12 protein-coding genes are annotated in these 13,359 nt (G+C 45.7%); 5 read left to right on the top strand and 7 right to left on the bottom strand.

Annotated elements, in window-relative coordinates:
- Positions 1 to 16: 16 nt before the first annotated feature.
- On the top strand, positions 17 to 1,189 hold the full coding sequence (locus VXQ92_RS11190; protein WP_416681673.1) for a S41 family peptidase: 1,173 nt from the start codon (positions 17 to 19) through the stop codon (positions 1,187 to 1,189).
- Here VXQ92_RS11190 and VXQ92_RS11185 read toward each other — a convergent pair whose 3' ends face one another.
- The 3 genes from VXQ92_RS11185 to VXQ92_RS11175 are packed head-to-tail and all read right to left on the bottom strand — an operon-like array spanning position 1,190 to position 4,852.
- Positions 1,190 to 2,614, bottom strand: coding sequence for a sigma-54-dependent transcriptional regulator (locus VXQ92_RS11185; RefSeq protein WP_416681671.1), 1,425 nt, complete (start codon positions 2,612 to 2,614; stop codon positions 1,190 to 1,192).
- A 14-nt stretch (positions 2,615 to 2,628) separates the two neighbouring features.
- Positions 2,629 to 4,194, bottom strand: coding sequence for a sensor histidine kinase (locus tag VXQ92_RS11180; RefSeq protein ID WP_416681669.1), 1,566 nt, complete (start codon positions 4,192 to 4,194; stop codon positions 2,629 to 2,631).
- A 22-nt stretch (positions 4,195 to 4,216) separates the two neighbouring features.
- Entirely contained in the window at positions 4,217 to 4,852 is a 636-nt protein-coding gene (locus tag VXQ92_RS11175) for a response regulator (protein WP_064094660.1), read from the bottom strand.
- Between the two features lie 219 nt (positions 4,853 to 5,071).
- Between VXQ92_RS11175 and VXQ92_RS11170 the strand changes: the two genes are divergently transcribed.
- Positions 5,072 to 6,133, top strand: coding sequence for a serine hydrolase (locus tag VXQ92_RS11170; RefSeq protein ID WP_064094659.1), 1,062 nt, complete (start codon positions 5,072 to 5,074; stop codon positions 6,131 to 6,133).
- 57 nt (positions 6,134 to 6,190) lie between these two features.
- Here VXQ92_RS11170 and thrC read toward each other — a convergent pair whose 3' ends face one another.
- The 4 genes from thrC to xerD all read right to left on the bottom strand — a co-directional run bounded on the left by thrC (position 6,191) and on the right by xerD (position 10,648).
- Positions 6,191 to 7,330, bottom strand: coding sequence for a threonine synthase (gene thrC, locus VXQ92_RS11165; protein ID WP_416681665.1), 1,140 nt, complete (start codon positions 7,328 to 7,330; stop codon positions 6,191 to 6,193).
- Between the two features lie 57 nt (positions 7,331 to 7,387).
- The gene (locus VXQ92_RS11160) at positions 7,388 to 8,692 is read right to left on the bottom strand and encodes a homoserine dehydrogenase (protein ID WP_064094657.1); all 1,305 of its coding nucleotides are present in this window, start codon (positions 8,690 to 8,692) and stop codon (positions 7,388 to 7,390) included.
- A 126-nt stretch (positions 8,693 to 8,818) separates the two neighbouring features.
- Positions 8,819 to 9,631: a DsbC family protein gene (locus VXQ92_RS11155; RefSeq protein ID WP_144723558.1), complete on the bottom strand. Its 813-nt coding sequence runs from the start codon at positions 9,629 to 9,631 to the stop codon at positions 8,819 to 8,821.
- A gap of 99 nt (positions 9,632 to 9,730) precedes the next feature.
- Complete coding sequence (xerD, locus tag VXQ92_RS11150) at positions 9,731 to 10,648, bottom strand: site-specific tyrosine recombinase XerD (RefSeq protein ID WP_416681662.1); 918 nt, start codon at positions 10,646 to 10,648, stop codon at positions 9,731 to 9,733.
- 175 nt (positions 10,649 to 10,823) lie between these two features.
- On the opposite strand from xerD, the gene VXQ92_RS11145 reads away from it, so the two are divergent.
- Genes VXQ92_RS11145 through VXQ92_RS11135 form a run of 3 tightly spaced genes read left to right on the top strand, consistent with a single transcriptional unit; the run spans position 10,824 to position 13,248 of the window.
- Positions 10,824 to 11,084: a FeoA family protein gene (locus VXQ92_RS11145; protein ID WP_416681659.1), complete on the top strand. Its 261-nt coding sequence runs from the start codon at positions 10,824 to 10,826 to the stop codon at positions 11,082 to 11,084.
- Positions 11,081 to 12,937, top strand: coding sequence for a ferrous iron transporter B (gene feoB, locus VXQ92_RS11140; protein WP_416681656.1), 1,857 nt, complete (start codon positions 11,081 to 11,083; stop codon positions 12,935 to 12,937). Before VXQ92_RS11145 ends, feoB begins: the two co-directional genes overlap by 4 nt.
- A 59-nt stretch (positions 12,938 to 12,996) precedes the next feature.
- Positions 12,997 to 13,248: a DUF6587 family protein gene (locus VXQ92_RS11135; RefSeq protein ID WP_005248417.1), complete on the top strand. Its 252-nt coding sequence runs from the start codon at positions 12,997 to 12,999 to the stop codon at positions 13,246 to 13,248.
- Positions 13,249 to 13,359: the final 111 nt, after the last annotated feature.

Genomic DNA, 13,359 nt, shown 5'->3' with positions numbered 1-13,359 from the left:
CTGAAAAGGTAAAAGAATGACAAGAACACGCTGGAAGTCTGTCGTAATACTATGCTTACTGATGTGTTTGAGTCATTCAGCCTGGAGTGCCGGCTCCGACGAGCCGGCATTCGATGATATGGAAATGAATGGACAGGTGTATTCTGAAATTCCTGTGGCTTCCATTCAGGAATTCGTACAAATTTATGGCATTGTAAAAGACAATTATATTCAAGATAAAAATGACGATGCCTTGTTTCAGCAGGCCATTCAGGGCTTGGTCAGTGGCCTGGACCGCTATTCCCGTTATTTGTCTCCTGAAGATTATAAACAGCTGCGTGAATATACCGAAGGAGAGCTGGCCAGCATTGATTTCGACCTGCAGTTTGATCCACGACTGAAGCAATGGGTGATTCGAGGTCTGAGTGACGACGCCGATTCAGCCAAACAGGGTCTGCGAAATGGTGTCACCGTTTATAAAATTGACGATCAGGTATTAAGCAGCCTGAATCAGGTGCAGGTCCGGCAATTACTCAGTGGAGCAGTTGGCTCTACGCTCACGGTTCAGCTTTCTCCCCAAAGTCCGGCCTTTCGTCTGGTACGCAATACCAAGCTGGATACCGAAATTAAATCGAGCTTGCACAATAATCAGGTCCTGGTTTTACAGGTTAAAGTTTTTCAGCAAGATACTGCCAATGAAATCAAACGACTGATTGAAAGTTATTCGGATAAACGCTTAAAAGCCGTATTATTTGATCTGCGCAATAACCCGGGGGGCTTACTCTCTGCAGCAGTGGAATCTGCCGATTTATTTTTGAATCAGGGCGTGATTGTATCGACCAAAAGCCGGGCTGAAGGTAACCAGCAATTTCAGGCCTTGCCGAGTTTTGAGTTTCAGAATCTGAAAGTTGGGGTTCTGATTAATAACCGCTCGGCTTCTGCAGCAGAAGTCTTTACTGCCGCCTTAAAAGAGCATAACCGTGCTTGGGTAGTGGGTGAAAAAAGCTATGGCAAAGGGGTGGTACAAAAACTCTTTCCTTTAAGCAACGGTTCGGCTCTACAGATGACCGTATCGCAGTACTTTAGCCCGAGCGGACAGATGATTGAAGGGCGGGGAATACAGCCGCATTTCAATTATCCATTCAAGCAGGAGATGCGTGAGGAGAGCTATCTGGACCATGTCACAGACTTGCTGCTCCAGCAAAAATAATTATTCGTCTTCTTCAGTATCGAGTCCGAACTTTTTTAAACGATAGCGCAGGGAACGGAACGACATGCCGAGTTTCTTGGCGGCCAGTGTCCGATTCCAGTGGGTCATATTCAGCGCATTCAGTAAAATTTCTTTTTCCACCTTTTCCAGATATAGCTCCAATCCTTCTTCAGGCAGCTTTCTAGGGGCAATCAGGGTTTCGGTCGCAATGATCTCGCTCGTAAGTGTATTTATCTCCTGAGAGCTGTTTAGTGCCTGACGTAGGGGTGCACTCTGCAGATGCTGAAGATCAATCCGTTCTTCATCACTCAAGGTAATTGCACGTTCCATAATATTACGCAATTCACGTACATTACCGGGGTAATATTGCCCCAATAAAAACTCTTTACTGCGTTCAGTCAGTTTTTTATTGGGAATTCCCCATTCTTGGCAAATTTTCTGAATAAAGTGTTCAGCCAGTAACAGAATGTCCTGGCCGCGTTCGCGCAGCGGCGGTAAAGTCAGATCCATGACATGAATACGGAAATATAAATCCTGACGGAATTTTCCTTGTTGCACCAAGGCTTCCAGATCCTGATGGGTAGCACTGATCACGCGGAAATCCACATCAATTTCGGTATCTGAACCGAGTGGACGAATACGTTTTTCCTGTACGGCACGTAACAGTTTGACCTGCATGGAAAGTGGCAGTTCTGCAATTTCATCCAGAAACAGGCTGCCGCCATGTGCAGATTGAATCAGGCCCTGTTTGTCCTGCGCAGCGCCGGTAAAGCTGCCTTTTTTATGTCCAAACAGTTCGCTTTCCATCAGTTCAGTCGGAATGGCACCACAGTTGATTGCAATAAAAGGCCCTTCATTGCGGTTGCTCAGGCGGTGGACCAGATTGGCCACGACTTCCTTGCCAGTGCCGGATTCACCCGTAATAAAAACCGGTGCCTGGGATCGGGCAATTTTTTGTAAGGTAATACGTAATTGCTGAATCGGCAGGGATTGTCCAATCAGCATTTTATGTTCGAGCGCTTCATTCGGATTATTATGCGAATAATCTACCGGTTTATTCAGGGCCTTTTGGAGTAGCTGTTCCAGGTGTTTCTGGTTAACCGGTTTACTGACAAAATCAAAAGCCCCTGCTTTGAGTGCAGCAATGGCAATTTCCATGTTGCCATAGGCAGTCAGGACCGCGACCGGAACTGCGGGATAGAGCTTACCAATCCAGTCCACTAATTCCAGACCATTGCCGTCGGGCAGGTTCAGGTCAGTCAGGCAGGCATCATATTGATGATTGGCAAGATATTTTTTAGCATCTTCTAGTCGATGAGTAATGTGGGTACTAATTCCCATACGCAGTAGTGACATTTGCATGAGGGTACATAAATCTTCCTCATCATCCACCAAGAGTACTAGTGGTTGTTGTTCCCCATTCATCTTCCTTGACCCCTTTATAGCGTGATACGTTGACAGCTGATGCGAAAGCATGCGCCCTGTTCTTGTTGTATATAGTTTAATTGTGCCTGATTTGCTTCACAAAAACTATGTGATAAATACAGTCCTAATCCGGTACCGCTAATTGAAGTGCTAAAAAAGGGTTTAAACAGTAAGGCCTGGTCATGTACAGCCACGCCCGAGCCAAAATCTCGTATGTCAATCCAGACCCGATGTTCATAGGGATGCACATTCAGCTGAATATAGGCTGCATCTGCTGCATTGTGGCGAATGGCATTACGAATCAGGTTAATCAGGATTTGCCGGAACTGTGCTTCATCAAACTGAATCATGAGGGGGATATCAATATTAAATTGAATCTGATCGCGAATATCAGCCAGATCTTCCTGGATAAATAACGGGATAAATTCATTAAGATGAATCGGCACCGGATGGGTTTCTTTATTTTTGACCATATTCAGTGTGTCCTGAATAATCCGGTCAATCCGGGTGGCCTGTCGGCCAATCATCTGCTGGAGTAGCTGTTGCTGTTCAGTTTCCGAGTCCAGATATAAATCATTGGCCTGCACAATGGCTGCCAGGGGATTGCGAATTTCATGCGCAATACTGGCAGAGAGCTGACCTAAAGCAGCAAGTTTGAGCTGTTGCACCTGCTGATTCAGCTTTTTGGCATCCTGCAACACAAGGAGCATGAGGGTCTGGTGCGGTACAATCAACTTTTGTACCTGCACATGAATGTTATAGCGACTTTGCTGGGATTCAAACTGAAAACGCTCACCATTTTCCAGCGTTTCAAACTGGATCAGTTCAAATAAATCAGGTTGTGAGTGGTATAGGGTAAACTTCTCATGACCATATTTGGATTCAATTCCCAGAAGATTGCAGGCGGCAGGATTGCTGAGTACCACATGATAGTTTTCATCCAGTACCAGATAGCCGGTTTCGATCTGTTCCAGAATATAGCGGTTGATATTCTGTAAGCGATACAGTTCTAGAGATTGAGAAAAGTTTAGATTTTCCAGAATCTGAAAACGGCGTACGGCAATTTGTCCGGTGCCATAAACCATAAAGAATAAAAAAGCCAGTAAGGCACTATTACTGATATTACTCAGCGAAGAAAATGCAAAAATGCTGCCGATAAAATGCTGGTAAATTACGCTGATAACAGCAACCAGCGTGACCACCAAGGCCTTTTTTGCATCCAATAATAAGGATGCAGAAAAGATGGTGATTACAAACAGCAGTCCGATCTGCAGATTAGGGCCATCACTGGCCAAGGTCAGCAAACTTAAAATGCAGACATCGCTAAAGAAAATCATGATCAGCTGCGGCTGGATCAGATGTCTGATCCATTTCAATGCAAACAGCTGTACAGTATTGATCGCTATCCCGACTCCCAGTGCATAATAATACAGCTGCGGATATTGGTAATCTGTATTCAGTTCGGGATAGGTCAGCAGAAAAATCAGCAGCAGACCAGTGCTGATCAGCAGGCGATAAGCGCTATACCAGATACCTAGATGGTATTGATTCAGTTCAGCATAGTTTTTTTGTTGTGCCATATGCACCATGATTCACCAAAGGCTAAGGTTTAATCAGCCCATAGCGCATGGCCAGATGAGTCAGTTTGACATCACTGTCAATATTCAGTTTTTCAAAAATACGGTAACGATAGGTATTCACGGTTTTAACACTGACAAAGAGTTTGTCGGCAATTTCCTGGGCGCTGATACAATTAACCACCATCATGGCCACTTGCATTTCCCGTTCTGAAAGTGCATCAAAAGGCGACTGCTGTGTATCGGAAAGGTAAGAACTGGCGAGCTGCTCGGCAATGTCGGCACTAAAATATTTGCCGCCTTGCATGACTTTATTAATCGCCCGTACCATTTCCGTAATGGGTGCTCCCTTGGTGATATAGCCTTTGGCACCTGCTTTAAGAAGTAAAGAGGGATAAGGTTCTTCTGCCAGGCCACTGACCGCTAGTACTTTGGTTTCAGGCGCCGTCTGTAGCAGGCGGCGCGTAGTTTCTACGCCGCCAATACCCGGCATGTTGACATCTAATAGCACTACATTCGGATGATGTTGACGAACCAGAGAGATTGCTTCTTCACCAGATTCAGCCTGGCCAATTACCTGAACCTCCGCATGGTCTTCCAGCATTCTGCAAATTCCAGTACGTACTAATTCATGGTCGTCCACAACTAAAACTGTGATCACCTATACTCTCCCTCTATTAAAAAAATCATTTTTTTGTTACATAAAGCAAAATAAGCTTGCAATGAAAGTACAAAATTAGCAATCCTATTCGCAAGATTAAATCTGAAACCTAGCACACAGTGTCAAGAACAAAAAATGTTCAGGATTGTGTTTAAATGTAAGGCATATTAGAGGTAATACGCAAATCAATCTTACCTCTGTTAGTTGAGTGAAGGAATAATGAAGAAAATAAACAAGTCTCTAAGGCATCTACTCGGCCTGTCCGTGTTAATCAGCATGAGCACGACAAGTTTTGCCGAGATCATTATGAATTCTGGCACAGCAGAGGGCGGATCCAGTATCAGCTGGTCTTCTGAAGAAGTTAACCAGTTAATGAGCGATGATTTTAATGCATCTGCCAACGAACCTTCGCCACCTGGTTCAGCTACAGTGATGACTACTTTGCGTCCGGCCGGAACAGTAGCGCCAGCAGCAGTCAAGCCAGCCTATACCGCACCACAGATTATTGATACTAATCATTTTAGTAATCAACCTTCTGTAAATGCACGGGCTGCACTGGTCATGGATGCACAAACCGGTGAAGTGCTGTTTAGTAAAAATACCAATACTGCCTATCCGATTGCATCCATTACCAAATTAATGACAGCCGTGGTCATTTCAGATGCACGGTTGAATATGTCAGAAAAAATCACCTTGCAACAGGCTGATTTTTCCTGCTCAGGGTGCAAGAGCTCAAGCTCGACTTTAAGAGCAGGGGATAGTATGAACCGTGCTGAAGCATTGTTATTTGCCCTGATGAAGTCTGAAAATCCGGCTGCGGCAGCTTTAGCACGTACTTATCCTGGTGGTCGCTCAGCGTTTATTGCCAAAATGAATGCAAAAGCCAAAGAACTCGGGATGAATTCTACTCACTTTATGGAATCAACAGGTTTGCATCCAGGTAATGTGGCCTCCGCCCGTGACTTGGGGATTTTGGTGAATACTGCTTCTCAATATGGCCTGATTCGCCAGTTCTCAACAACACCAAGCTATGACTTTAACTTGGGCTACCGCGTGCTGAAATCCAATAATACCAATGCACTGGTACGCAATGGCGGCTGGAATATCAATATTTCTAAAACCGGTTTTATTAATGAAGCAGGGCGCTGTGTTGTAATGCACACGACCCTGAATAACCGTCCGGTGGCAGTGGTATTATTGGGGGCTAACAGTTCGCAGGCACGCACGAATGATGCCACCCGTTTAATGACTTGGGTAACTCAGCAACCAAAACGAATCTAATTTATTGGTTCATAAAAAAACCCTGCAATCGCAGGGTTTTTTTTATGCTGACAGAAATTACATATTTGACAGAATTGAGTCTTTTACCTGAGCCATAGTTGCATCAATCGACAACATTACGGCATCAGCACATTGTTTAATTGCGGTGTCAGGATCTTTCAGACCATTACCCGTTACGGTACATACGATCACTGAGCCTTCTGCAATTTTACCCGCTTTAATATCACGGATGGCACCGCCTACAGATGCAGCAGATGCTGGCTCTACGAATACACCTTCATACATAGAAAGCAGACGTTGAGCTTCAAGAATCTCCGCATCAGTCAGTTCATCAAACCAGCCGTTCGAATCACGAACAACCGCTTTAGCATGATTGAAGCTTTGCGGATTACCGATACGAATCGCAGTTGCAACAGTTTCCGGGTTTTCTACTGGACCGCCACGAAGGAACGGTGCAGCACCAGAGGCTTGGTAACCTGCCATGATTGGCAAACCTGCCGGTTTAGGACCCGTGAAAGCATCATTTTCAGCATCGTAAACGACTTGCTCAAATTCTTCTTTCGACTGGTTGGCAACCGCTTCGGTATAGCCCATCCAGTGTGCAGTGATGTTACCCGCGTTACCGACTGGCAAGCAGTGGTAATCCGGAGCACGACCTAAAGCTTCAACGATCTCGTAAGCAATGGTTTTTTGACCTTGCAAACGGTAAGGGTTAATTGAGTTTACAATCGTTACCGGTGCCTGATCTGCAACTTCTTTAACCAGACGCATACCGTCATCGAAGTTACCGCGAATTTGCATGGTGATCGCACCATACATCATCGCCTGTGCCATTTTACCCATAGCAATTTTGCCTTCCGGGATTAAAACGAAGGCTTTGATGCCTGCACGTGCCGCATAGGCAGCAGCAGCAGCTGAGGTATTCCCGGTAGAAGCACAGATGATGGCTTTAGAACCATCTTCAACCGCCTTGGTTACTGCCATGGTCATACCACGGTCTTTAAATGAACCAGTCGGGTTTAAGCCTTCGTACTTCACATAGATTTCAACGTCTTTACCAATGATGCGTGGAATATTCTCAAGCTTGATCAGCGGAGTATTACCTTCACCCAAAGAGATCGCACGAGTAGTTGCAGACACTGGTAAACGGTCGCGATAGCGGTCAACTAAACCAGTATAACGATTGGCATTCGACATGATGATGTTCCAATTGTGTGTAGAGCTTGGCGAGGGAAGAGTGTCCCCTCGACCCGATTAATTATCAAGCGATTCTAAACGAATTCGTACAATTTCGCCATGAATGACGGGTAATGCTTGAATTTGTTGAAGGGCTTCATCCATTTTTGATTCCTTGACTGGATCAGTCAGAATCACGATAGGAATAAGGTCTTTTAAGCGTGGTTGCTGCATGATAGCATCGATACTGATCCCGGCACGGCTTAAAATCGTGGTGACATCGGCAAGCACGCCCATTTGATCTTCGGCATTAATACGGATGTAATAGCCGGTCGTCATTTGTTCACGAGTTAAGATCGGTAAATCGGTCAGGGCTTCAAAGGCCAGTTGTGGAATGGTTCCTGCACCGTCTTCGGTGTAAATAATATCACGGACAATATCCACAACGTCTGCGACTACTGCAGAAGCTGTTGGACCAGCACCTGCACCAGCCCCGTAATACAGTGTTGGACCGACCGCGTTGGCTTGAACAAGCACGGCATTTTTCACGCCATTCACATTGGCAATTAGCTGGTCATCTGGAATTAAAGTAGGATGAACGCGTAATTCGATTCCGGCATCTGTGCGGCGTGCAATACCCAAGTGTTTGATACGGAAGCCCAAGTCTTCTGCATATTTCACGTCTTGCGCAGTCACTTTGCTGATGCCTTCAGTAAATACTTTATCGAACTGGAGCGGTATACCAAATGCACATGAAGCTAGAATCGTCAGTTTATGCGCAGCATCAATGCCTTCAACATCAAAGGTTGGATCGGCTTCAGCATAACCGAGTTCCTGTGCTTCTTTCAGCACATCGTCAAAAGCACGACCTTTTTCACGCATTTCACTGAGAATGAAGTTACCAGTACCGTTAATAATCCCTGCCAGCCATTCAATCTTGTTGGCTGCCAGACCTTCACGAATCACTTTAATAATGGGAATACCACCTGCAACTGCCGCCTCATAGGCAATTTGCACGGCATTGTCTTCAGCCGCCTTAAACAGTTCATTACCATGTTCAGCCAAGAGTGCTTTATTGGCTGTCACGATATGTTTGCCATGTTTCATGGCTTCCATAATAATTTCGAAAGCAGGATGAATTCCACCCATGACTTCCACCACCACATCTACATCAGGTTGACGTACGATGTCCATCAAGTCTGCACTCTGTTTGACTGATGCCGGTAGATTCAGATCAGGACGTGGACGACGGGTGCCTACATAGGTAATTTCAATTTCACGACCGGTGCGACGTTTAATCTCAGCAGCATTTTCTTTTAATAGTTTCAAGGCACCACCACCTACAGTACCAAGACCGAGGATTGCCAGACGAACTGGTTTCACGTCACACTCCAAATTACACAGTTTTTTACAAGAACCTAGATCATAGCTAAAAAAACTGCCTGACTCTAGGGTCATTTCAGAATATCTTTATTTATAAATTAAAGTTAAATAACGTATTAAAATGAGTTATTTAAGCCGGTTCAATAACTCAGCGGCAGACAGGTAACCCCCCAGATAAATTCCTTCTGAACTATAAATTGCAGGGGTACCATTTACACCTATATTCAGACCCATTTGATATTGATCCTGAACAGGATTTTTACATTTGGCTGCACTGATCTGTGCACCCGCAATCGCCTGGTCAAATGCACTTCGGCGGTCGGCACTGCACCAGATCGCTTCCATGGCCGGCATATGCTGTTCACCACGTGGCCAGGCGATATAACGCACTTCAATGCCTTTGGCATTCATCTCGTCCATTTGCTCATGAAATTTATGGCAATACGGACAGCTGACATCGGTAAATACATAGACCACATGCTTGGCTTTGCCTTTGGCTGGATAAATCAATAGATCTTCAGCTTTCAGTCCATCAAACAGTTTTTTGTTGATCCCGGCTTGCAGACTTTCACTGACGTTATGTAGCTGTTTGTCTCCCAGGCGGATCACATCACCCTGAATCAGATATTTGCCATCACTGGTTACATAGACCGCAGACATGCCTTCCAGGCTGACCCAGTACAGGTTCGGCACCTCGGTCGCTTTAATATCGGTGATCTTGGCATTGATACCGGCAGTTTTGAAATGCTTTTCCAGAGTAGAAACCAAACGCTGTTGTGCATTACGTTCGGTGAGGGTAGACGCTTCGCCCGTTGCGGGTGCGCTTGCAGTCAGTGTATCTTGCTTTTTAGCTTCGTTATTGGAGTTGGAACATGCAGCAAGACCCAAACCAGCAGCAAGTGTGCAAGCCATAAAAATTTTTGAGCGGGCAAATGTCATAAATAACCCTTTTCTTCTTGGACTGAAAACAGAGCATTAGCATAACAAAAAAAAATGCAAACACGTCAAACTTCTCAGTTTATTCGGTCTGGTTTCGATTTAAGCACGTGGATGATGGGTTGCATGCAGCTGCTGCATTCGGACCTGTGCCACATGGGTATAAATCTGGGTGGTAGACAGGTCACTGTGTCCAAGCAACATCTGTACCACGCGTAAGTCTGCGCCATGGTTGAGTAAATGAGTGGCAAAGGCATGGCGCAAGGTATGTGGGGACAGTTCGGCCTGGATTCCGGCCTGCAGTGCATAACGCTTAATGGCATACCAGAAATTCTGTCGGCTCATGATGCCGCCATGCTGGGTCAGAAACAGATAATCGGTCGAAGTTTTATATAATTGTGGACGGGCTTCGGTTAAATATTTTTCTACCCATTCACAGGCCATTTGGCCCATCGGTACCAGACGTTCTTTATTGCCCTTACCGACAATGCGTAAATATCCCTGTTTTAAGTTGATCAGTTCCAGACGCAAGTTAATCAGTTCGGTCACCCGGAGTCCGCAGGCATACAGTACTTCAAACATGGCGCGATCACGCAGTCCTAATGCCGTGTTGATATTCGGGGCATGAATCAGGGCTTCTACATCTGTTTCGGAGAGATCTTTGGGTAAGGCCCGGCCCAGTTTCGGGGTTTTATGTGCAGCAACCGGATTGTCACTACGCAGTTTTTGCTCACGCAGAAATTTATAAAATGAACGCAAAGCAGACAGGCAGCGGGCAATCGAACGCGGACTTTTTTGCTGTTTGGTCAGTGCAATCAGCACATCGGAAATATCATCATGACTCCATTGTGGCAAGGGTTTGCTCAGGCATTCTGCACATTGCATCAGATCGGACAGATAGGCGTTGCGGGTATGCGGGCTGACCGTTTGCGCAATCAGATAGTCACGAAAACCCTGTAAATAGCTGAATACTTCAGGAATTTGGACAGGGGCGGGAATACGAGGTTTTTTATTCAGCATAGAGTGAAAAGATCTGATCTGAAAAAGCGATGAATTTAATAGATATTCTCCACTGTAGTTTAATTTCACCAAACTGTCGATGTGATATGAAACTAATTCAGCATGTAATCAATCTTATTTGTTAATTATTCTCATTTGTTTGTATACTGTCCAAAATAGTTCAGGAATTTTCACGGTGCGTTTGTCTGATTTAAAAGCAAAACGAACAGCCATCATCCGAAAAGTAAGTCGAACGGCTGATGGTGAAGGTGCTCTCAACGATGTTGTAGCGAGTCGCCTGGAAACTCTAGGCTTTGTGCCCGGTACGAAGGTACAGGTGATTACTAAAGGTATTTTTGGTGGAGATCCCATTTTGATTCAAGTTGGATTTACACGTTTTGCTTTGCGTAAATCAGAAGCAGCCAAAATTGAAATCGAGCAGGCGGTGTCGGCATGAGTGATACATTACGTATTGCCCTTGTCGGTAACCCTAACTGCGGTAAAACTTCATTATTCAACCATTTAACCGGAACTCGCCAGAAAGTCGGCAACTATGCAGGTGTCACGGTTGAGCGTAAAGTCGGTACATTTCAGCTTGCTTCAGGCAAAGCGGTACGGGTACTGGATTTGCCCGGAACTTATAGTCTGGATGCGACCAGTCCGGATGAAGAGATTACCCGTAATGTCGTACAAGGTAAAATTGCTGAAGAGCAGGAACAGAATGCATTTTTATGTGTGGTGGATGCCACTAATCTAAAATTGCATCTGGGTCTGGTACTGGAAATGATTGAGCTGGGCCGTCCGGTGCTGGTTGTGCTGAACATGATGGATGAAGCACGCCGACGTGGCATGCAGATCAACACCCAGAAGCTGTCCGAACGACTGGGCGTGCCTGTGGTAGAAACGGTGGCTGTACGTAATTCAGGCATAGAAAATCTGAAAAATGCGCTAGATCAGGGCAAGTATTCTGTACCGCAGACCGAACTCAGTGGCTTGAAAGGTAACAGTCACCAGCGCGTGGAAAACATTCTGAATGACGTGGTCAATTTCGTCGATCAGGAAGATAAACGTACCGATTTCCTTGACAGGATTTTTCTGCATCCGGTAATGGGCTTAATTAGTCTGGCCGTCATGATGTTTGTGATTTTCCAGGCTGTATTTGCCTGGGCTGCTCCGTTTATGGATGGCATTGAAACCTTCTTCGGCTGGCTTGGTGAGTTCCTCGGCGAATATATTTCCCATCCCTTACTGAATAGTCTGGTGGTGGACGGGATTATTGCCGGTGCCGGTGGCGTGGTGGTGTTCCTGCCGCAGATTCTGATTCTGTTCTTCTTTATTCTGGTACTGGAAGAATCAGGTTATTTACCGCGTGCTGCTTTTCTATTAGATAAGCTGATGTTTAAAGCCGGTTTATCAGGACGTGCCTTTATTCCATTATTGTCCAGCTTTGCCTGTGCCATTCCCGGGATTATGGCTTCGCGTACCATTAGTGATCCACGAGATCGTTTAACCACGATTTTCGTTGCCCCCTTAATGACCTGTTCGGCGCGCTTGCCAGTCTATGCCTTGCTGATTGCAGCATTCATACCGGCACAAACTGTTTGGGGTTTCCTCAATCTGCAAGGTCTGGTGCTGTTTGGTCTTTATATGGCGGGTATCGTGAGTGCCTTGCTGGTGTCTTTTGTGTTGAAATTCTTCCACAAAGATAAATCACAGCACATGCTGCTGATGGAACTGCCAAGCTACCGTTTTCCGGACTTGAAGAACGTCTGGATCGGCTTGCTGGATCGCGGCAAAATCTTCTTGAAACGTGTCGGTGGCATCATCTTCGCCTTATCGATTGTACTGTGGTTCCTGTGTACTTTCCCACAGCCACCAGAAGGGGCAACCCTGCCAGCGATTGATTATTCATTGGCAGGGATGCTCGGTCATCTGATGCAACCGATCTTTGCACCGCTCGGTTTTAACTGGCAGATCTGTATTGCCCTGATTCCGGCAATGGCAGCGCGTGAAGTGGTCGTTGCAGCACTGGGCACAGTCTATGCGATGTCGGCAGTTGATGAAGATGCAATGTCTGAAGGTCTGGCTGCACTGATTAGCGGTGGAGGTGATCTAGGCTGGTCAGTGGCGACAGGTTTGTCTTTGCTGGTGTGGTTTATTTATGCACCACACTGTCTGGCGACTCTGGCAACGGTTAAACGTGAAACCGGTTCCTGGAAAACTGTCAGTATCATGACGGTTTACCTGTTTGGTCTGGCATATTTTATGTCATTCCTGACTTATCAAATTGCTTCATATTATTTGGGCTAAATCTCAACTTGGCCTTGGCCAATTGAATTTGCTGCATTTTATATGTATGGGAGATTGAGATGATTGAAATTCTAATTGTGACAGCACTGGTGCTTTGGAGCATGCTGGTCGTATTCAAAAAGGTGTTTCCGAACACCTCTAACTCAGTCTTCCAGAAGCTGTCTGATGCCTGTGCAGCCAAGGGCTGGCAGCGTCTGGCCAAATGGCTGCAACCGGGTGTGGCGGCAGGCTGCGGTGGCAACTGTGCCTGTCCGGTTTCAGAAAAAGGTTCAGACGTAAAGCCGGCTCAACAAGCGGTAAAATGGAAATAATTTCCTGTTCTGGCTGAATTTTAAAAACCGTCATGATCATGACGGTTTTTTTTACGCATGGACACAAAAAAATGTGCAGAAAAGCCAATCAGAAAAGGCATTCAAAACAGC

Source organism: Acinetobacter sp. 228, from assembly GCF_048147885.1.
Note: the sequence above shows the minus strand (reverse complement) of the source record. Positions and strands in the feature narration are given on the sequence as shown.

What these genes read in the sequence shown, in the direction of transcription:
- VXQ92_RS11190 (WP_416681673.1), top strand. Translation starts at nt 17, where the DNA reads ATGACAAGAACACGCTGGAAGTCTGTCGTAATACTATGCTTACTGATG.
- VXQ92_RS11185 (WP_416681671.1), bottom strand. Translation starts at nt 2,614, where the DNA reads ATGAATGGGGAACAACAACCACTAGTACTCTTGGTGGATGATGAGGAA.
- VXQ92_RS11180 (WP_416681669.1), bottom strand. Translation starts at nt 4,194, where the DNA reads ATGGCACAACAAAAAAACTATGCTGAACTGAATCAATACCATCTAGGT.
- VXQ92_RS11170 (WP_064094659.1), top strand. Translation starts at nt 5,072, where the DNA reads ATGAAGAAAATAAACAAGTCTCTAAGGCATCTACTCGGCCTGTCCGTG.
- thrC (WP_416681665.1), bottom strand. Translation starts at nt 7,330, where the DNA reads ATGTCGAATGCCAATCGTTATACTGGTTTAGTTGACCGCTATCGCGAC.
- VXQ92_RS11155 (WP_144723558.1), bottom strand. Translation starts at nt 9,631, where the DNA reads ATGACATTTGCCCGCTCAAAAATTTTTATGGCTTGCACACTTGCTGCT.
- xerD (WP_416681662.1), bottom strand. Translation starts at nt 10,648, where the DNA reads ATGCTGAATAAAAAACCTCGTATTCCCGCCCCTGTCCAAATTCCTGAA.
- feoB (WP_416681656.1), top strand. Translation starts at nt 11,081, where the DNA reads ATGAGTGATACATTACGTATTGCCCTTGTCGGTAACCCTAACTGCGGT.
- VXQ92_RS11135 (WP_005248417.1), top strand. Translation starts at nt 12,997, where the DNA reads ATGATTGAAATTCTAATTGTGACAGCACTGGTGCTTTGGAGCATGCTG.